This is a genomic window from Paenibacillus sp. NPDC057886 (genome assembly GCF_042796655.1).
Lineage (GTDB): Bacteria > Bacillota > Bacilli > Paenibacillales > Paenibacillaceae > Paenibacillus.
In genome coordinates, this window is sequence record NZ_JBHVMZ010000015.1 from 14,682 (window position 1) to 35,977 (window position 21,296).

The window sequence follows — 21,296 nt, forward strand, 5'->3', positions numbered from 1 at the left end:
AAGTGGGTTGAAGCTAACGTCTGTGAGGTTGTAATCATATAAATTTCAGTTGGAAATGATGATTTCACCTAGATGTAATGATTTGTAAAATGAGGATATTGAACAGAACAAGGAGAGGTTCTCATGACAAAACCAGACACACCGCAGCACCAGCACTTATCACAGTACAAAAATAAGATACGTGATCCCTTTTGGTCTCATTATATTGATCTGGTACGTACGATCGTTGTTCCCTATCAATGGGAAGCTCTGAATGATCGGATTCAGGGAGCTGAACCGAGCCGGGCAATACGCAATTTTCGCATTGCTGCGGGGGAGGAAGAAGGTGAGCATTATGGCATGGTCTTTCAGGACAGCGATGTGGCGAAATGGATTGAGGCTGCATCGTACCTGCTTGCTGCACAATCTGATCCGGAATTGGAACGAACAGTTGACACTGTAATCGCAACGATTGCTCGTGCCCAACAAGCGGATGGTTATCTAAATACGTATTTCACGCTAAAGGAACCCAGGATGCGCTGGACTAACCTGGCGGAGTGCCACGAACTGTATTGTGCAGGCCATATGATCGAATCGGGTATCGCCTATTACCAAGCCACGGGCAAACGCAATTTGTTAGACGTAGTAATTCGCCTGGCCGATCACATCGGGACGGTATTTGGTACAGAGGTAGGGCAATTGCCCGGTTATGATGGGCATCAGGAGATCGAACTTGCACTGTTCAAGCTGTATCAGACAACAGGAGAGGCGAAATATTTGAATTTGAGCCGATATTTTCTGGAGCAGCGAGGGAAAGGTCCGCATTATTTTGTGCAGGAATGGGAGAAGCGGGGACGCACGGTACATTTTGCAGAGTTGGATATTGTACATCGGCATGCATACTCCCAGTCTCATCTTCCGGTCAGAGCACAGAGTACAGCAGAGGGTCATGCGGTTCGGTTGGTTTATATGTGCACAGCGATGGCAGACGTAGCTGCGGAGACGGGAGATGTATCGCTGAAAGAGGCTTGCGAGCGGTTGTGGAACAACGTGATCAGCAAGAGAATGTATATTACGGGAAGCATCGGTTCATCGGCGAAAGAAGAAGCATTCACAGGTGATTATGATCTGCCGGGAGATACCGCTTATGCCGAGACCTGTGCATCGATTGGCTTGATCTTTTGGGCCAAACGCATGCTTCAGATGAATCCGAACAGCAAGTATGCGGACGTGTTGGAGCGGGCGCTGTACAATACGGTGATCAGCGGCATGTCTTTGGATGGTCAACGTTTCTTCTATGTTAATCCTCTGGAAGCTGACCCGGAGCTGCATAAGGTCAATCCGGATTACGCACATGTACGTACACGTCGTCAGGGGTGGTTTGGCTGTGCCTGTTGTCCGCCCAATATTGCCCGCTTGATTGCCTCATTGGACCAATATGTCTATACGACAGATGAAGCTCACTCTACTCTGTACGTGCAGTTGTATATTGGAGGCGAGGGTCATTTCACATTTGGAGGAAACAATATAACTTTATCCATGGAATCCAGCTATACCTCCAACGGGCAATCCACGATTAGGATCAACCCTGATTCTGCTGAGGGCGTGGGATTTACGATGGCTTTAAGAATACCGGGTTGGTGCGCATCTCCTGAATTATGGATTAACGGAGAACAGACATTCATTGATGATTCCATTATTGAATGCGGTTACATCAAGCTGAGTCGGATCTGGAAGAAGGGGGATGAGCTCAAGCTGTGCTTTCCTATGGAGGTGCTGCGGATGAAAGGGCACGATCAGATTAAGGATACGTTTGGCAAAGTTGCGATCCAGCGCGGACCTTTCATGTATTGCCTTGAAGAGACGGACAACGGTGAGGGGTTGTATCGTATTCAGTTGCCTGCATCAACAAGTTTTCAAGTGCACAGCGGTGAGGATATGCCCCTGGGAGTTCCCGATCTTACGGCTGCTGCAAGAAGAATTGTATCGCATGACCACTGGGAAGGGCAATTGTACCGCAGTGATGCCAAGCAAGAGGTTCAGGCGATTCAGATTCGTTTCGTTCCATATTTCACCTGGGCCAACCGGGAGGAAGGTGAGATGTACGTATGGATTCGGGAATGGAATGAAGATGTACAACATTGAAAGGAGGTGATTAGCGGCCGATTTGGTTCGGCATTATCGTGTAACAGCTTGTGAACGATTAGTACGAATCCATAAGGGGAGGCCAAGTTCATGAGGTATAAAATGCTTCTCACCGCCATACTTTCACTGGCGGCCGTGTTGATGCTCGCTTCCGATAAAACGTATGCCTACGAGTTGTCCACTGACAAGCTGATTCTTCAGACCGGGACCCATGGTGAAATATCTTCAATCAAGATCAAGGGAGATGCTTTTCCGACAGAATATGTAATGAACGCAACCGTTGCACCCGAGCAGAATACGACAGACCATCAGTGGCTGGGTGAATTGATGTTCACCTATAGACTGAATGGCGGGGCATGGACGAAAGCCTGGACGAATCTTTCGGCAGATGGACGGACCATCACCAATTCCGGCAATCAGGTAACGGTGACGTATGCCAACGCTTCGAACGCCCAAGGTATCCGTAACTTCAAGGTGATCGAGACGTATACCACTCAGCCAGACGGCTCCATTCTGTGGAAGATTGAAGTACAGAATACAAGCGGCCAGAAGCTCGAAATTGGAGATTTCGGTCTGCCTTTACCCTTTAACGAACAGTGGACCTACGGGGATGCAATCTATGAGACACGGGTCGTAACGCATTCTTTTGTCGGTAATAACAGCTCTTATATTACGGCCAGCCGTCCAAGCGGCATCGGTTCCTACTTGATGCTGATCCCGGATGCGACCACTGGAGCGGGATTTGAGTATCAGGATCGGTGGCGTAATGAGGAACATCCGGGCAGCAAATGGGCCTGGAATCCGGCCAATGAAGGGAAATGGATCGAAGGTCTGAACGTCTTTTACATTCATTCCAATGTGATCAAATCAACCAATCGGGGATATCTGCCGAATACGAGTCTGACGCTGGAAGCAGGACAGTCCAAGACGTATGGTTTCAAGTTCCTTGCTGTTGCGGACGAACAGGCAGCGAAGAACGCACTCTACGATGCGGGACATATTGATGTAATCGTGGTTCCCGGCATGATCGTGCCTACCAATCAGAAGGCAAAGGTTGATCTACGGACTTCCAAAACGATCACCAAAGTACAAAATGCCAATGGAACGGTCATCCCTCTGAAAGAAAACAAGGCTGGCGATCATAAAATCTACGAATTGCAGTTTAGCCAGCTTGGACCAAATAACGTTACTGTGGAGTACGATGGTGGCAAAAAAACCGTGCTGCAATTCTACGCGATTGATCCGATCGACAAGGCATTGCAGGATCACTCGACGTTCATGGTTGATAAAACCCAGTGGAATCTGCCGGGAGATATCCGGGACAAAGTATTTGATGACTGGATGATGAATACCAAGTCCAAACGTAATGTGTTTAACGGATACTGGGGTTGGGGCGATGACTGGGGATTGACGCATGGTCAGTTTCTAGCAGAAAAGAATACACTGACACCTGTCGCCAGAGAAATCCGGGCCGTGGATGACTATCTGGAGACTGCAATTTGGACCAATCTGATGAATGGACATCATGAGGATTATTTAATTCATGATTTTCTGATGCCAGAGCCGAATACGACACCAACCTACCGGGGATATGCTTATCCACATGTGTATAACACATACTTCAGCATGTACAAAATTGCGAAGCTATACCCTGATATCGTTACTTACAAGCATGACAAGGAGGTTTATCTGCTCCGCGCCTACAACATTTTCAAAGCGCTGTATGAAGGCCCCGTTGCTTACAACTGGAACACGGGCCTGATGGGAGAGCTGACGACTCCAGATATCATTCAGGCTTTGAAAGCGGAGGGTTATGATAATGAGGCCAACGATATGATGGAGAAAATGCGAACCAAATACGGGAATTTCAAGAATACAACGTACCCGTACGGTTCCGAATACAGCTATGACAATACAGGCGAGGAAGCCGTGTATACGTTAGCGAAGCTTCATTCCGATCAGGCAGCAGAGCAAGGAAAGGCACTGGAGATTATGGGCAAAATCAATGCCAAAACCCGGGCTTCCCGCGGACATATGCCCGTGTGGTATTACTACACCGATCCGGTAACCATTACGGGAGAGAACTGGTTTAACTTTCAGTACACCACCTCACTGGCCGGATATGCTATGGATGACTGGATTCGGTTCCATGAGAGCAGTAACCGGGAAGAGCAGCAGCGTCTGTCGTATGCCGCGAAGATTGCCAATGTGGGAGCCATTAACTCGGGACAAATTAGTTCTGACCCGGATAATATAGGCGCGGCTGCCTGGACGTATCAGGCGGAGAAAGGCAACTACGGAACGAATGGAACCGGAGGCGGAGCGAACGTTCCTTTGCTCAATGGATGGCGCGGGATGACGGGTGAAGCGGACCTGGGATTGTTCGGTGCGTTACAGACATTAAGTGCTGATGTGGCGGTGGACCCGATTTTTGGGCTGACGGGATATGGAGCAGACGTCACACTCGCGAATGGACGATACAATGTGATACCGCTGGATGGTTTGTTCAAACGGCTCAATCTGATTACTGAAAAGTTATACATTGAATTGGACAAAGACCAGTACACCGGGGCCAAACTTGCCCCAACGAAGGATTATGTCTGGCTGGATATGAAAAATTTGACGCCAAACCAGCCACATCAGACGTCTATCACCTTCCAGGGACTGAAATCAGGTACCTATCAGATTAAGGTGGATGGCCAGGTGCAAGGCAAATTCAATGCTTATAAAGCAATTAACACGTTGAAAGTGGATGTTGGTTCAGCAGCGTCTTACAGTGTGGAACTCACACCAACCACACCGGATGCGAATGCAGCGCCAATCGTAGATGCAGGTGCAGATTCATCTGTCACCTTGCCTGAACGGGTTCGTTTGCAAGGAACGGTTACGGATGACGGACTTCCGAACGGTCAATTGACGATGCAATGGAGCCTGGTGAATGGACCCGCTGGGGCACAGGTATCTTTTAGTTCACCTACTACTGCGTATACTCAGGCAACGGTTTCGGTAGGGGGCGTATACACATTCCGCTTAACAGCGAATGATTCAGTATTGTCTGCAAACGATACGGTGCAAGTCACGGTCAATGCAGCTCCACCACTACCTGAGAAGTTGGCACAATACAACTTTGATGAGAGCACCGGAACAGCCACGGCTGATTCTTCAGGTGCAGGCAACCATGCCGCTGTGAAAGGTACGGCATCCTGGGTGACAGGCAAGAAGAACCGGGCAATCAGTTTGTCAGGTACAGACGGTTATGTGCAGTTGCCTGAAGGCATTGTCAGCAGAGCGGACTCAGTGACGATTGCGACCTGGGTAAAGGCCAATGCGCTTAGTGATTATACCCGTATCTTTGATTTTGGATCAGGCACGGGCACGTATATGTTCCTGACGCCTAAGGTGGGGAATAACATGAGATTTGCGATCACCACTGGAGGTAATGCTTCGGGACAGGAGCAGGTCATTAATGCATCGGGGCTTCCTGTGGGCGTCTGGAAACATGTTACTGTGACGCTGACGGGTACTACGGGAATTATCTATGTCGATGGCGTGGAAGCTGGACGGAACAATAACATGACATTAAAACCATCGAGTCTGGGTCAGACCAAAAACAATTATATTGGCAAATCGCAGTACCCTGATCCGTACTTTAACGGGCTCATTGATGATTTTCGGATATACAGCCGGGCACTGAGTGCCGCGGAAGTAGCAGCTCTGGCATCCAGTACTACTCTAGGACTGAGCGCGGAGGAGAATGCCGTTCTAGTGCCGGATGGTAACGAAGAAGGCACGGAGAAATCAGACATTGCAGCAGTGGGAGTCGTTGAAGTGACTGCACGGGTAGGTGAAACTCCTTTATTACCAACCGTTGTTACTGTGACCTACAGTGATGGTACAACAAAAGAAGTTCCGGTAGTTTGGGCAGAGATCCCTGCTGAACAAATTGCTGCTGCTGGCACTTTCACGGTGGAAGGAACCGTGGAAGGCACGGAGCTGAAGGCACAAGCGACAGTGAACATTGTCAGTGCGGCGGAAGAAACGCCGATGGTGGGTGAAGGGTAAACACTTGTAACAACATTAATCAAATGGAAAGTGGAAGAAGCGTCCGGTTTGTTCAGAGACTTGCGTTGCATGACAACGTGATCTCGGGCTCCCGGACGCTCTTTTTTCATGTTGCATCAATAAGATTCACAACGACTTGGGTTTACTTTCGGTGCTGGTAAATTTGCTGCGAAAGCTTGAAGGTGAGATGCCTTCTTTTTTGGAGAAACAGGAAGAGAAGTAGGACACATGATTGAAGCCAATCTCCTCGGCAATTCGGGCGACAGACCAGGCGGTTTGCAGCAGCAGCTTTTTGGCCTGTTCCAGTCTGTAATGCAGCAGGTATTCCATAGGTGTCATACCATAGACCTTCAGCATGCTTCGGGCCAGATAGTTGGGATGGTAATTCAGTTCCTTTTGCAATAATGGATTGGAGATGGGATGAGGATAATTATGACGGATATATAGTTCAATTCGCTCGGCTATACGAATGGCGGTAACGTCGGACAGAGAGGACAAGCCTCGATCCAGATGCTGCATAAATTGCTGAAAGGTCGCCTGCCGTTTCCAGTTTCGCATCGACTGGGGTTCCTGATCGAGCTGGGAAAAGTGTTCAAGCATCTCCATTTCCTTGGGTGAAATTTGCATATGTTTGGGGATGAAAATCGAGCATACATCGCAGTGATTCAGATACGCACTTTTTTTGTGAGTTTCGATGAGCTGGGCCTGGTTGGCAAGGCATTCGTCCATATCCGCAGATTCTTTCCAACTGCCATAGGTTTGAAAATGAATCCAGATCAGCTCCGTCTCCGCTTCACAAGCGGCACTGCCGTAATGATGTCCATCTGGCATTAAAATTAAGGCATCGCGTTCCTGGAGAAGCCACTCTGTGCCATTCTCGTTAATTGCAAGAGAACCACGTGTAACGACAATCAGATCAAATACACCGATGTCACTGCGGCTGATATGATATTCACCGGCTTCGTAATACGCACGTCCGCAATCAATAAAATAGGGAATGGGCGGGGTGATAAAGTGAAGTATGGGCGAGTCCAATCTGGCACCTCCGAACAGGTTGGAATATTTAAAATTCATGTTGGCATCGAGCATTTATTTTTTATGATACAGCAAGTAACATAGAAAATAAAGCGCTTACGAAATACAGGTTTAGCCTTCATCCGATTTAAATTACAACTTTGGGAAGGGGTTTGTACATGAAAAAAATGATGGTGTGGTTTGGGGTTTGTCTGCTTGCCATGATGACGGTATTGAGTGGATGCAGCACAAAAGAGGGAGCATCTGGCGGATCATCCGGAGGGGCTGAAAATGGCGGAGCGACCAAACTGGTCTTCTGGACATTTGTTGATGCCCATCAGAAGTTTTATGAAAGCATGGCTGAGCAGTGGAATCAGGAGCATCCCGATCAGAAGATTGAACTGGAAGCGACTACGATTCCGTACGACGACATGCATACCAAGCTTCTGCTTGCGCTGCAATCCGGTGTAGGTGCACCTGACCTGGTCGATATTGAACAGAGCAAATTCCCTAATTTCATGAAGGGTGTGCCGCAGTTGGTGGACCTGACGGACATGATTCAGCCTGAGCTGAATAACATTGTACAATCCCGGGTGGAGATTTATAGCAAGGAAGGCAAGTATTACGGCATTGATTATCATGTAGGTGCAACCGTCATGTATTACAACCAAGATATTTTGGATCAGGCGGGTGTGAACCCTGACGAGATTAAGACATGGAGTGATTTTGAGCAGGCCGGGAAACAAGTGCTGGAGAAGACAGGCAAACCGATGATTACCTTCGAAGGAAACGGCAACTGGTCCTGGTGGCCTGCAATTAGTCAGCAGAAGTCGGACCAGGTGGATGCGGATGGCAATGTCACGGTGAACGCTCCTGTGAACGTAAAAACGATGGAGTTCTTTCAGCAGATGGTCAAGGAAGGTGTAGCTGCTGTTGCACCAGGGGCAGGACATGATACGGAAGAATACTTCGGTTATATGGATCAAGGCAGCGCAGCAGCTGTGTTTATGCCATTCTGGTTCATGAACCGGTTCACGGACCACATTCCGGATCTCAAGGGGAAAATGATTATCCGTCCTATGCCTGCATGGGAAGAGGGTGGTAACCGTTCAGCTGGTATGGGAGGGACGGCAACGTCCATTACGAATCAGTCCAGTTCTGTAGAACTTGCGGAGCAATTTCTCGCTTATGCCAAACTGTCCAAGGAAGGCAATATTCAGATCTGGAAACAGCTTGGATTTGATCCGATTCGTACAGATGTATGGACCGATTCAGCCATGAAGGAGTCCAACAAATATACGGATTACTTTGGAGATGATATTTTCGATACCTTGCTGAGTGTGAAGGATGAGATTGCCCCGGTTAACATTCGGGAGAAGTCCCCAGAGGTATTTGATGCAGTACGTAATAAGGCCATGCCCGAGATTTTCATTAATCTGAAAGATCCTGCACAGGTTCTCAATGACGTGCAAGCCGAATTAACCCGGTAGAAACTTCTTTAAACACATCCATACAGAGCATATGGCTCATTCCAGGTTGGAGGTTGGTTTACAGTGCAGCTGCAAAAGGAAACGACGGTTTCTATACCCGCCACCAGGAGGCGGAGAGTAAAAATGAATGCCAGAACATGGGCTCCGTATTTGTTTGTGTTACCGTTCATCTTGTCTTTTCTCATTTTCTTTGCCTATCCTTTATTTCGGGCCGGGGTGATGAGCTTCCAACAGGTTCTCCCGGGAGATGTACAGTTTGTGGGACTTGAGCATTACCGCAAGTTATGGAATGCCGATTTTCGGGCTGCACTGTGGAACAGCACTCGATACACGTTCTGGACGCTGTTATTGTTGGTTCCGGTTCCACTTGTGCTTGCCGTGCTGCTGAATTCAAGCCGAATGATGGTCCGGAATCTGTTTCGATCTGCTCTGTTTATTCCGGCACTGACCTCCGTTGTTGTGGCGGGGGTTGTGTTCCGGCTTATCTTCGGCGAGTTGGACGGTGCACTGATGAATTCTATCCTGAACGTCTTCGGCATACCAAGCAAGCAGTGGTTATACAGTTCATCACTGGCTATGGTTGCGCTCGTTGTACTCGCGGGCTGGCGCTGGATCGGGATTAACATGTTGTACTTTTTATCTGCATTGCAGAGCATTCCCAGGGATCTATACGAGGCGGCAGATATTGATGGTGCAGGAGGGCTGAGGAAATTCACAAGCATTACTGTGCCAATGCTTAAACCGATTACCATCTATGTTGTTACAATTACGTTGTATGGCGGGTACGCGATGTTCACGGAAAGTTACATGCTTTGGGCGGGCAAACCTTCCCCGCAAAATATTGGGTTAACGATGGTAGGTTATATCTATCAGCAAGGATTCCAATATTTCAATCTCGGATTTGGTGCAGCCATCGGCATTACATTGCTCGTCATTACACTCCTGATCAGCATGCTCCAGCTCACTGTTCTGGGAATGTTCAGAAAGGAGGAATAATGTCATGCATAGATGGGGAATGAAAATAAATGCTGCTTCGTTGCTATTATTCGCGTTATTTGCGATTTTGGCTGTCCTGATGCTCTTTCCATTGTATGCACTGATGTTGGCTTCACTGAAACCAGCCGCCGAGTTGTTTCGTTATGGACTGAATGTGCGGTGGGATTGGGCGTTGATGAGCTTGGATAATTATAAGGCGATCTTCGCCGGAACGGGAGCGGCAGGACACTATTTTACATGGTACAAAAACAGTCTGGTCATCACGGCATTATTCACGGTGTTCAGCTTGCTCTTCTCTTCCATGGTCGGTTACGGGTTGGGCATGTATCGATTCAGAGGGCGTAACCTCATCTTTACCCTGGTGTTGGTCGTGATGATGATTCCGATGGAAATTATTATCCTTCCGCTGTATGAACTTACGATTAAGCTGAAGCTGATCAATACGGTATGGGGCGTTATTTTACCTTTTGTTGTGGCTCCGTTACCCATTTTCTTCTTCAGACAGTTCGCTCAAGGCTTGCCCAAGGATTTCATGGATGCAGGCAGAATCGATGGTTGTACCGAATTCGGTATCTTCTTCCGGATCATGGTGCCGCTGATGGTTCCAGCTTTTGGTGCGATTGCGATCTTGCAGGCTATGAACAGCTGGAACAATTTCCTCTGGCCGCTCATTGTGCTTCGGACAACCGAACAATTCACACTGCCGATAGGGCTTGCCTCATTCGTATCGCCACTTGGCAATCATTATGAGGAACTAATCGCTGGAGCAGTACTCGCCATCGTGCCTATTCTAATTCTGTTCTTGTTCTTCCAGCGATTCTTCATTTCCGGGCTAATGGTTGGAGGGGTAAAAGGATAAACGGATTAACCCGTTCTCGGATTTACCTCGGCTCCCGAACCCGATATAATAGTGGTGGCACATATGGGCCGGATCACAAATGAGGGTGGGACTGTTCTCCCTCTAAGCAGAATGGGGACCCCGAGTTGAAAACGTTCAAGAAAGTATATATTGAGATCACAAGTATATGTAATCTGGCATGCAGCTTCTGTCCACAGACGAAACGTGCCAAAAATTTCATTGACCCTGAAGTCTTCAACAATATATTGGATCAGATCAAGCCCCATACCAAACATATTTATTTACATGTCAAAGGTGAGCCGTTGCTTCATCCCAAAATTGATCTGTTACTGGATTCAGCGCATGAGAAGGGATTTAAGGTCAACATTACGACAAACGGTACGCTACTGCCCAAGACCCAGCACAAACTGCTCGGCAAACCGGCACTGCGTCAGATGAACTTCTCCCTGCACAGCTTTGATGGTCATGAAGGTTCTATAGACCGTGAGGGCTATCTGGGCAATGTGTTGTCTTTTGTCCGGGAAGCAGTGAAGCACAATGTCATTATTTCATTCCGACTCTGGAATCTGACACAGGATAACTTCACGAATGCGCAGATGAACCGAAACCGGGAGACGCTGGAGGTTCTTGAAAGAGAGTTCAACCTGGATTTCCGTATTGAGGAGAAGGTGGTGCCGGGGAGCGGTGTCAAAATTGCCCCGAATGTGTATCTGAATCAGGATCATGAATTCCAGTGGCCAAGTCTGGATGCACCCGAAGATGATGGCAAAGGTTTCTGTCATGCGCTTCGTAGTCAGGCAGCCGTGCTTGTTGATGGAACTGTGGTTCCATGCTGTCTCGATGGTGAGGGTGTAATTAACTTGGGCAACGTTCACGAAAAATCGTTCTCGGAGATTGTGGATGGTGAACGAGCTAACAATCTGTTCTATGGTTTCTCCAAACGGGAAGCGGTGGAGGAATTATGTCGGAAGTGCGGATATCGTCAGCGGTTTGGAGCCTAGCGTAATTTAATAAATAAAATGAGATCCAAAATAATAGAGATCACGTTGTCTGGAAACAGATGAAGTGGTCTTTCGTTTTTTCTAGAACGATAAGGGAGCATATAACCATAGATTACAAGTTGTAAATGAAGCATACCCGAAGTTGAGATCGGCACATTACACAATGGACTATGATGCAAAAAATGCCGAGATCACAGGCATAATGCTGTCGTATTTATATCAAAGCTAATGATTATTATCGTAACATCTTTTTTTTGGTAGGATCAGGGTAGGTTCCGAGCCAGAGGTGCACCTCTGATCGATTCCTTGAGGACAAGCTCATGCTTGTACGCCAATTCATCAGAATAAGGGAGGATTTAAGTTGTGAAAAAAATGTTGACGTTGTTGCTGTCCGCCGGTCTGGTCGCTTCATTGTTCGGTGCAATTCCAGCTTTTGCTGCACCTACTGTTGTAAACTCAACGATTATTGTAGCCAAGGGTGAAACGTTTGACGGTAAAGGCCAAACGTATGTAGCCAACCCCTCCACTCTGGGAGATGGATCTCAAGCGGAAGATCAGAAGCCGGTATTCCGATTGGAGGCAGGCGCGACGCTCAAAAATGTGATTATCGGTTCACCTGCAGCTGACGGTGTTCATTGTTACGGTAACTGTACGATTTCAAATGTGATTTGGGAGGATGTTGGCGAGGATGCACTGACGCTGAAGTCTTCCGGAACGGTCAACATCACTGGTGGAGCAGCTTACAAGGCATATGATAAAGTATTTCAAATGAATGCAGCGGGAACGATTAACATTAAAAATTTCCGTGCAGACGATATTGGCAAGCTGGTGCGTCAAAATGGCGGAACAACCTTCGCCGTGAACATGACGCTCGACAACTCGGACATTTCCAATGTCAAAGATTCCATTATGCGTACGGACAGCAGTACATCGCAAGGAAAAATTACAAACACTCGTTATTCCAAAGTACCGACCTTGTTTAAAGGCTTTGCATCGGGTAAAACAAGTCAATCCGGGAATACTCAATATTAAAAAAAGGAGCGTACTTGTTCGCAATAATTTTCCTTTAAACGATATGAAGCATACCAATTAAATGGGCTGTCCCATAAGTCATGAATATGACGGGGGACATCCCCTGTTCGCGTTATTTTGGACTAACAAACCTGACACACGTTATTTGCTGCCATTTGCACTGAATTAACGTCACTGAGGTTCGTTAAAATTTGCTTGCCTTGAGAATCGGCCGTTTAAGGTGCGGTAGATTCGTTAGAACGATGCAAGCTTGACGCATCACGCTGACCAGCTGTGTGGTCAAGCTTACCGAAATGGGAGGTCCTTTCGAGACAGGCCCTTGGTATGATCTGAAGGCTGCATGCAAGAAATACAGCTTGGATAAAAGGCATATCGCGCACAAATGAAACATATAGTTAATCACTCTTTCTTTTAGGTTAAACTGATTTTTCCATATCGGGATTGTCACAAATACCCATGTGTTGTACAGTAGAAGCAATGAAATAAGTGAACCGGGAGCTCAATGAAGTTGGGCTGAGAGAGCGGCCTTGTGCCGCTGACCGTATATCTGATCTGGGTAATGCCAGCGTAGAGAACATGAATTTGCGATGAGCAATGGTAAGCGATAAGGGATAAGGAATAGATCATAAATGTCAGCGTTTCTTGGGTGCAACGGATTTTTCTGATGTGACGGGGATGGTGTCGTTTGTTTCTTCTTTCTCTATATCTGCCTAATGCGTAGCATCGTGAGAATTGTAAACTGTGCGTATGGTCTGCCTGGGAACCGGGGAGGCTTTTATTGTTTATTTTATAAATCAAGGGAAACAGAGGAAGGAAGTAGAGAACATGTCAACAGCAGCAGGCAGCAACAGATTGAAGTTAACCGATATTCTGGTAACGATTGTGATTGCGGTGGTCTTCGGGGTGATCTACAAAATATGGGGACCTACATATGATCTGATGAAGCCATTCGGCGTTCATGCGGAGCAGATGATTTACGGCATGTGGTTTATGGCGGGCACCTTTGCCTATGTAATCATTCGCAAGCCGGGTGTAGCCATTCTGGCTGAAGTTGCGGCTTCAACGGTGAGTGCTTTTCTCGGAAGTGAGTGGGGCATGTCGACACTGGTGTATGGGCTGTTGCAAGGGCTGGGTGCAGAGATCTTCTTCGCCGCATTCTTGTATCGGAAAAGCAATCTGTTCGTCACCTGCCTTGCAGCTATTGGTGCAGCGGCGGCTTCGCTTGTACTGGATTATCAGTACGGGTACATTGATTCCCTCTCGGCTTGGAACTACACGCTGTTTATCGGTTTCCGCTTCATTGGCAGTATTCTGATTGCGGGAATATTCGCCTATTATCTTGCCAAAGCGTTGGAGCTTACAGGTGTAACACGATCCCTCAGACCGGTGTCGAAGCAGGATTATGAGGCGCTGGACTAGATGAATGAAGCAGGGAATTCGCAGGCGGTAAGTGTTACGAATCTAAGATGCAAGTTCCCGGGAGAGAAGGCCTTGGTGTTTCAAGGCTTGTCTCTCTCTGTGCGTCAAGGGGAGAAAGTATTGTTGCTCGGACCAAGTGGCTCTGGCAAATCAACCTTGCTGCAAATTCTGAGCGGTCTAATTCCGCGATCTGTGGAGATTCCGATGAAATGTGATGACATTCAGGTGCCTGAGCAGCCCGGCATTGTTTTTCAAGATCCGGATACCCAGTTCTGTATGTCATATACGGATGAAGAGATTGCTTTTGTATTGGAAAACCGGAATATTCCACGCGAGCAGATGCCTGCTCTTATCAAGCGATACCTGGAACAGGTCGGATTATGCTTTGAGCATAATCGCACACTCATTCAATCCATGTCTCAGGGCATGAAACAGCGTCTTGCGATGGCTTCGATTCTGGCCATGGAGCCAGACGTACTCTTTTTGGATGAACCAACGGCACTGCTGGATGATGAAGGAACCTTTCAGGTGTGGGATACGGTGAAACAGATTGCACAGGACAAAACAGTCATTATCGTAGAACATAAAATTAATGAAATTGTCGAGTGGGTAGACCGAATCATCGTTTTGTCGCCTGAAGGAAAGATTGTGGCAGATGGCCCGGCGAATCGGGTGTTTACAGATGAGCGGAATATGCTGAGAGAATACGGAATCTGGTATCCAGGTGTCTGGGAAGAGCGAGGCCAGACGAAGGCACAGGCGTTGGTCACAGGAGAGCCTATTCGATATGGGGCCACAGAAACTGAAAGTATGGATAACAAGGAGGCGCGAGTTCCTGCTCTGCTCCAGCCAGCCCTGGAAATGCAGCAATTCACCGGGTGGCGCGGAAAAACGCCATTCATTCAGGTGGAACAGGCCAAGGTATGGCACGGAGATTGGGTGGGGATTGTCGGGGCTAACGGGGCAGGTAAAAGTTCATTATTGCTGTCCATGATGAATATCCTGAAAACGACAGGTCATTACGTTGTGGAAGGACAATCGGCTGGAAAAACCGAGCAGCTTGCAGATCGCATGGCCTTTGTATTCCAGAATCCTGAATTTCAATTCGTGACAAATACGGTTCGGGATGAAGTGGGATTTTCCTTGCTGAGCGGCAAGCTAACTGCCGAAGAAAGAGGTATCCGAACCGATCATATGCTGGAGCAATTCGGACTGACTGAGCTGTCCGGTAGGCATCCATACCAATTGTCTATGGGACAGAAACGACGGCTGAGTGTAGCATCAGCTCTGGTACGGGAACAGCGTATTTTGTTACTGGATGAGCCTACATTTGGACAGGATGCGCGGAATACCTTTGCCATGTTATCACAGCTGGAGCGGTTGCGGCGTGAAGGGACAGCCATTGTAATGGTAACGCATGACCGGGAAATCGTGAAACGTTATTGTACCCGGATCTGGACGGTGGATGAGGGGAGGTTAACGGATGCAGCTCTCGTTTCCTCATCGTGAGACCTGGCTTCACGCAGTGAATCCGGGGTTGAAAATGATTTTCCTGACACTGCTATTTATCTTCGTCATCCTTGTTCACAACCTGAATGTTATGGCGAATGTGACAGTCGTCATGCTGTTATTGCTGGGCTGGACAGGTCACCCATGGCCCAGACTATTGTTGTATGCGTCTCCGTTCATTCTGGTATTTATCTCCACCTCTACAGGTATGATCATGTTTGGTAAAGGTGAGACCACCTGGTTTCAGTGGGGATTGATTCATATTACCGAAGAGAGCTTCTATCGCGGGTTGCATCTGGGATTTCGTTCGCTAAGTATGGCGGCAGCTGGATTGTTATTCGGCCTGACGACCAAGCCTGTTCGTCTCTTTTATTCCCTCATGCAGCAGTGGAGGCTCCCGTCCAAGTATGCCTATAGTTTTCTGGCGGCTATGCGCATGATTCCGATTTTGCTAGATGAATTCCAGACGCTGCGTTATGCCATCCGTATTCGGGGAACGAGGCAGCGCGGCTCCCGCTGGAATGTATACGGCATACTGAAACGATACGCTATTCCACTACTTGCACAGAGTATTCGCCGTGCGCAGCGTATGGCGGTGGCGATGGAAGCGAAAGGATTCAAGGAAAACGGGAGCCGGACCTATTACATTCAGATCGGGTATTCCCGAGCGGATGTATGGTTTGTGGGATATTTTATCATCATGTTGACGGCTGCTTATTTATTGGGAATCACATTCCCTTATCATTCAACGCTAGTGGATGTAAGGTGAGACCTGTAATTATTTCGTACCTTGTAAATATATTTGGGAGTAACAGTAACTTTTCCTTGTTCAAAACGTCTTTAATGGAAATACCTTCAAATTGATGGGGTGAACGAGCGTGAAGAAAGAGCGCATTGGGCTGAGGACGGGTTCCAGGTGGATGACCATTGTTGGCATATCGGCTGTGCTTGTGACGGGGTTTATTTTGCAGGATCTGAATATGGTAACCATTGCAGGGCAAAGCGCCAGTTCAACAAATCAAGCCTTATCCGCACAAGCAAAATTAATTTACAAACAGGGAGATACGATAAGTCTGGTGGCGGGTATTCCCTTGTTCAGGCAAGTAATAGATAACAAAGTGGCTGTTGACCTGATGAGGATAAGCTACTACACTTCCAGTCAGGATAATTTGAATGTTTACGCGGTTCGTGGGGAATGGATCAAATTCAAGGATCATGACATAGGGGATTATTGGATGCCCAGCTGGTATACATCGCAGGAAAGTAAAGGCCTGAAGACGATAACTCCCCAGACGTTCAGTCTTCGTCCCGGAAGCAAGCTGTATCTGACTCCAGGAAGCTCAACAAGCTGGTCCGCAGATACACCGTTGACTGATCAGGCATTTATTGTTGCAGCGACGAAGGACTGGTATGGCGTGTCCATTGCTCCCCGCGTCTGGAACAAGGAATCGTCCACTTATCGACCTGCATTGCTTTGGGTTAAGGCACAGGATGTCGAGCAGCAGGCTAATCTAGCAAATGGTTGGTTTCAACAAGGTGCATCTCTGTCCACATCTGCTGTACATCATTTGACCGATATCTTGCTGAACCCAAAGACAACGTCCAAACAAGTCAAACAATGGCTTGGTGAACCGGATTGGAAAGAATACTCAAGCAATTTGAATGATACGGGGAATGCGATGAGTATTGGACAGACTTGGCGGTATGAGCGAGCGGATGGGCAATTTCTGGTGACATTCAATAAGAACGGCAAGCTTGTCAGAACACGCTGGAATATACCGCAGGATGATCGAAACCATGTGGTGTCGGATTGGAACCTCAGTCGTTCGGACAACTACGAGTTCACGACCAAAATATATGGCAAGGTGCTGCCATCAACATTACCCTGGAAATCAATATGGACCAATCAGGGAGATATCAACTATACCTTTTTGCAAGCAGCGACAGATGATGTGCTCCTGATGAAAGGTGATGATGGTGGATTTAGTGGTGGATATTACGAAGGTTCTTTTTACGCCCTTGATCGTCATTCAGGCCGGAAGTTATGGGAGATCAATGGTGGATTTGGAAGACAGCAGGTAGAGGTGGATGCAGGACGCCAATACGTTACAATGTATACCGATTATGACCCTGACAAGAAAGAATACGTGGATCGTATACGCCACCTCCAATTGAAGAGCGGTGATGTCGTATGGGAATATGCTCCCAAGCAAAAATTCAGATTGAACGGGATCACAGCTGCAAAGAATGTAGTTGTTGTTGATAGTCCGGTTGTTGAAGGTTCAAGCAATAGCTGGTTAAGCGTATTGGACAGCAAGAATGGAAAAACATTATGGAAGCGTAAACTAACTGCCGGTTATGAATTATTGAACAAGAGCGCGGAAGATCCTTATGTCATGTATTGGGAAAAGGATAAACTAATTGCAGCTGATCCGCGTTCAGGCCGCACTGTGTGGAGCATTGCAGCAGGGAAGTCGACAATAGATCATCTTGATCGGAATCCTTATTTTGACGGGATCACCCGTCTTGATCCGTTTGCACCCGCACAGCCAGAACGCTGGATGCTGCTGGATGACCAGTGGGTGCTGGTCGATTTGAACACAGGCAAGCAGCTTGCACATTTTCCAGCCCGGGTTGGACAGCAAATTGAGGTGCTGAATGACGGCATGGTACTCATTCGTGAAAACAAAAACGGGGAAATGTATGGTGACTATGCAGATTTTACAACCACCTTGTATGATGCCAAGAGCGGTAAAAAACGATGGACGCTGACCGACAAAATTGAACGGGGCCTTGTGGAGGACGATCAATTATATGTAATCAAAAACGGGTACCCGGCAGCCCTTGCATATGATACAGGAGAGACACGTTGGAATACACAAAACACGATTTCGTCACTTCGATACCCTACCAATCAGGGGAGTTACGTGGTGATTGAAGATCAGCTTTTGCTACCGATGGGTGAGGATCTTCTGGTCATGGATAAAAATGACGGTACCTTGATTGGTCGTGTGCATGACGTTGTGATGGGGAACCCGGAACATCGTGATCGGGATGCGAAGAACGGAACCATGAACCGGCTTGGAAATGAAGTCTATATTGGGTCGTCCAACGGACGGTTCAGTAGATATGAAGCAAGTGATCTGAACACAGATATCTCACGTTAAAGCTTGTTTCATGTCGAATGATGATTTATTATAAATAAACAGGATTGCTCGCGCTCCGGTTATCGGCTGTGCGGGCTTTCTTCATGTGTTCTTGAAGGACCATGTACGATTAATCGCAGGAGGAATCTCCCATGATTTCATTATACGGGGTAAGCAAGCGATATAACGAGCGTGGGTCCCGTGAAGATCAGGGATTCGAGGCGCTAAGCTCGGTTTCCCTTGAAGTAGGCCAGGGAGAGATCCACGGCATTATCGGCTCCAGTGGTGCAGGGAAATCCACGCTTCTGCGCATGCTCAATGGATTGGAGAAGCCGGATGACGGCGAAGTCATTGTGAATGGGCAGCATCTGACCCGGATGAGTGAGCGTAGTCTGCGTGAGGCACGGAGGTCCATTGGCATGATTTTTCAGCACTTCAATCTGGTCAGCAATCGGACCGTAAGCGGCAATGTCTGCATGCCTCTGGAACTCGCTGGCGTCTCCCGTACCGATCGGGTTGCACGGGGACTTGAGGTATTGAGATTTGTAGGACTTGAGGATAAGGCCAACCAGTATCCTGCACAGTTAAGCGGAGGGCAAAAGCAACGTGTTGCCATCGCCAGAGCACTGGCCAGCCGCCCGGATGTGCTGCTCTGTGATGAACCAACATCTTCGCTAGATCCGCAGACCACGAGTGGAATTCTGGATGTGCTGCGTCATGTCAATGAAACGCTGGGTGTAACTATTGTACTCGTTACACATGAGATGGAGGTTGCCCGAAAGCTCTGTAACCGAATATCTGTGATGAAAGAGGGGCAGATCATCAAAACGCTGTCGGAAGCGGAAGTACGCAGTATACCGGCACCGAAGCCTGATCTTCTAACATCCTTGTTGATGGGCGAAGATGCATCCATGAGTGGACGAAATACTTCTCTTCATAGCGGTCAGGAGGACAATAACGATGATACCTGAGTCCGTTGTGAAGTATCAGCATGAAATTTGGAAGGCCATCGGAGAGACGTTTGTCATGGTGGGGATCTCCATCACGGCGGCCGTTTTAGTCGGGTTGCCTCTGGGTACACTGTTGTATCTGTTCAGAAGAGGGCAGCGTTATCAGAATCGACCTCTGTTCACGATTCTGGGAAGTCTGGTCAACATCATTCGTTCCTTCCCGTTTCTGCTGCTAGTCGTATTTATGATTCCGTTCACACGTCTGATCGTTGGAACATCCATCGGGACGCTCGCGGCAACCGTGCCACTCTCGGTCATCGCAATTGCTTATTACGCCAGACTGGTAGAACAGGCATTGCTTGATGTACCGAAGGGTGTGGTTGAAGCTGCTTCTTCCATGGGTGCATCGACGCTACAGCTTGTGGTGAAATTCCTGTATGTGGAGGCTCGCTCAAGTCTCATACTCGGCTTAACAACGGCAACTATCAGCTTTATCTCTTACTCTACGGTCATGGGTATTGTCGGTGGTGGCGGGGTTGGTGATTTTGCGATTCGTTACGGTTATCAGCGATTCGAGACGGAGATTATGGTATTTACGATTATTATTATGATTATCCTGGTACAGATGATCCAATTTACTGGCAGCAGACTGTCCCGCTGGCTCGATCGCAGATCCTGAAGAAGGACAAGCATTTTAGAAAGATTGAATTACAGCATGAACAATACAGATTACATGATGAAGGGGTATATATCAGATGAAAGCAAAACTAATGCTCATACTGCTGGCAGTGACGCTGGTAGCAGCCGGATGCGGCAAAAAAGAAGAAACACCTGCGGCGGAAGGAAATAAGGAAGGCACTCAAGCCGGACAAGAAGTGACGCTGAAAGTAGCTACCTTGATTCCGCCAATGACGGATGTGCTGGATATTGTGAAGCCATTGCTGAAAGAAGATGGTGTTAATCTGGAAGTTGTTGTACTTTCGGATAACGTTCAACCGAATACTGCACTGGCGAACAAGGAAGTGGACGCAAACTTCTTCCAGCACGTACCTTACATGAATCAGTACAATGAAGCAAATAACGCTAATCTGGTGGCTGTGCAACCGATCTACAATGCCATCTACGGAGCATATTCCAAAAAATATAAATCTATTGAAGAATTGCCTGAAGGTGCAACGGTAGCGATTGCCAACGATCCGTCGAACATTGGACGCTCGCTGGTCATGATGGAACAAAACGGCCTGATCAAGCTGAAAGAAGGCGTTGGTTTCAATGCAACACAGGCAGACATCACAGAGAATACGAAGAACTTCAAGTTCGAAGAAGTGGATCTGTTGATGCTGGCCCGCATGTTGGATGATGCGGATCTGGTTGCCATGACTCCGGCTTATGCGAGTCCGCTGGGGCTTACACCGAAGAAGGATGCGCTTTTCACTGAGAAGGATGATTCTCATTTTGCCATTACGTTGGTTGCCCGTGAAGATAACAAGGATTCGGAAGCCATTCAGAAGCTGGCGAAGCGTATGGCGGGTCCAGAAGTGAAGGCCTTCTTTGAAGAGAAGTATGCAGATATTGCGATCCCGGCTTTTAAATAATATCCGTTGATCTGCACTGAAATGATTCTACAGATATGGATCCAAGACAAATACGAAGACCCAGGCCTCATCGCCTGGGTCTTTTTTTGTTAATCTGTA

The 21,296-nt window shown here is 47.7% G+C and carries 15 protein-coding genes; 14 read left to right on the forward strand and 1 reads right to left on the reverse strand.

Going from position 1 to position 21,296, the window contains the following annotated elements:
* The first annotated feature begins 123 nt into the window (after positions 1-123).
* Together ACFVQB_RS32310 and ACFVQB_RS32315 are read left to right on the forward strand one after the other, a co-directional pair.
* Positions 124-2,124, forward strand: a complete 2,001-nt coding sequence (locus ACFVQB_RS32310) for a glycoside hydrolase family 127 protein (RefSeq protein ID WP_379449093.1) — start codon at positions 124-126, stop codon at positions 2,122-2,124.
* Positions 2,125-2,214: 90 nt separating this feature from the next.
* Positions 2,215-6,186, forward strand: coding sequence for a DUF5695 domain-containing protein (locus ACFVQB_RS32315; protein WP_379449095.1), 3,972 nt, complete (start codon positions 2,215-2,217; stop codon positions 6,184-6,186).
* Between the two features lie 126 nt (positions 6,187-6,312).
* Here ACFVQB_RS32315 and ACFVQB_RS32320 read toward each other — a convergent pair whose 3' ends face one another.
* The gene (locus ACFVQB_RS32320; RefSeq protein ID WP_379449097.1) at positions 6,313-7,221 is read right to left on the reverse strand and encodes a helix-turn-helix transcriptional regulator; all 909 of its coding nucleotides are present in this window, start codon (positions 7,219-7,221) and stop codon (positions 6,313-6,315) included.
* Between the two features lie 158 nt (positions 7,222-7,379).
* Here ACFVQB_RS32320 and ACFVQB_RS32325 point away from each other — a divergent pair, with 158 nt between their 5' ends.
* From ACFVQB_RS32325 to ACFVQB_RS32385, 12 genes are all read left to right on the forward strand, one after another.
* Positions 7,380-8,690, forward strand: a complete 1,311-nt coding sequence (locus tag ACFVQB_RS32325) for an ABC transporter substrate-binding protein (RefSeq protein ID WP_379449100.1) — start codon at positions 7,380-7,382, stop codon at positions 8,688-8,690.
* Positions 8,691-8,813: 123 nt separating this feature from the next.
* On the forward strand, positions 8,814-9,686 hold the full coding sequence (locus tag ACFVQB_RS32330; RefSeq protein WP_379449103.1) for a carbohydrate ABC transporter permease: 873 nt from the start codon (positions 8,814-8,816) through the stop codon (positions 9,684-9,686).
* A 4-nt stretch (positions 9,687-9,690) separates the two neighbouring features.
* Positions 9,691-10,545: a carbohydrate ABC transporter permease gene (locus ACFVQB_RS32335; protein ID WP_379449105.1), complete on the forward strand. Its 855-nt coding sequence runs from the start codon at positions 9,691-9,693 to the stop codon at positions 10,543-10,545.
* A gap of 125 nt (positions 10,546-10,670) precedes the next feature.
* The gene (locus tag ACFVQB_RS32340; protein ID WP_379449107.1) at positions 10,671-11,546 is read left to right on the forward strand and encodes a radical SAM/SPASM domain-containing protein; all 876 of its coding nucleotides are present in this window, start codon (positions 10,671-10,673) and stop codon (positions 11,544-11,546) included.
* A 372-nt stretch (positions 11,547-11,918) separates the two neighbouring features.
* Positions 11,919-12,578 carry a pectate lyase gene (locus tag ACFVQB_RS32345; RefSeq protein WP_379449259.1) on the forward strand — a complete coding sequence of 220 codons (660 nt, stop codon included), beginning with the start codon at positions 11,919-11,921 and terminating at the stop codon, positions 12,576-12,578.
* 825 nt (positions 12,579-13,403) lie between these two features.
* A complete protein-coding gene (locus ACFVQB_RS32350) occupies positions 13,404-13,997 on the forward strand; it encodes an ECF transporter S component (protein WP_379449110.1) in 594 nt (197 codons plus the stop codon).
* On the forward strand, positions 13,998-15,506 hold the full coding sequence (locus ACFVQB_RS32360; protein ID WP_483874971.1) for an ABC transporter ATP-binding protein: 1,509 nt from the start codon (positions 13,998-14,000) through the stop codon (positions 15,504-15,506). It abuts the gene before it with no gap.
* On the forward strand, positions 15,481-16,275 hold the full coding sequence (locus ACFVQB_RS32365; protein WP_379449112.1) for an energy-coupling factor transporter transmembrane component T family protein: 795 nt from the start codon (positions 15,481-15,483) through the stop codon (positions 16,273-16,275). Before ACFVQB_RS32360 ends, ACFVQB_RS32365 begins: the two co-directional genes overlap by 26 nt.
* A 109-nt stretch (positions 16,276-16,384) precedes the next feature.
* Positions 16,385-18,673, forward strand: coding sequence for an outer membrane protein assembly factor BamB family protein (locus ACFVQB_RS32370; RefSeq protein ID WP_379449115.1), 2,289 nt, complete (start codon positions 16,385-16,387; stop codon positions 18,671-18,673).
* A gap of 131 nt (positions 18,674-18,804) precedes the next feature.
* A complete protein-coding gene (locus tag ACFVQB_RS32375; protein WP_379449118.1) occupies positions 18,805-19,623 on the forward strand; it encodes a methionine ABC transporter ATP-binding protein in 819 nt (272 codons plus the stop codon).
* A complete protein-coding gene (locus ACFVQB_RS32380) occupies positions 19,613-20,281 on the forward strand; it encodes a methionine ABC transporter permease (RefSeq protein ID WP_379449121.1) in 669 nt (222 codons plus the stop codon). The genes ACFVQB_RS32375 and ACFVQB_RS32380 overlap by 11 nt, the downstream gene beginning before the upstream one ends.
* 76 nt (positions 20,282-20,357) lie before the next feature.
* On the forward strand, positions 20,358-21,197 hold the full coding sequence (locus tag ACFVQB_RS32385) for a MetQ/NlpA family ABC transporter substrate-binding protein (protein ID WP_379449123.1): 840 nt from the start codon (positions 20,358-20,360) through the stop codon (positions 21,195-21,197).
* Positions 21,198-21,296: the final 99 nt, after the last annotated feature.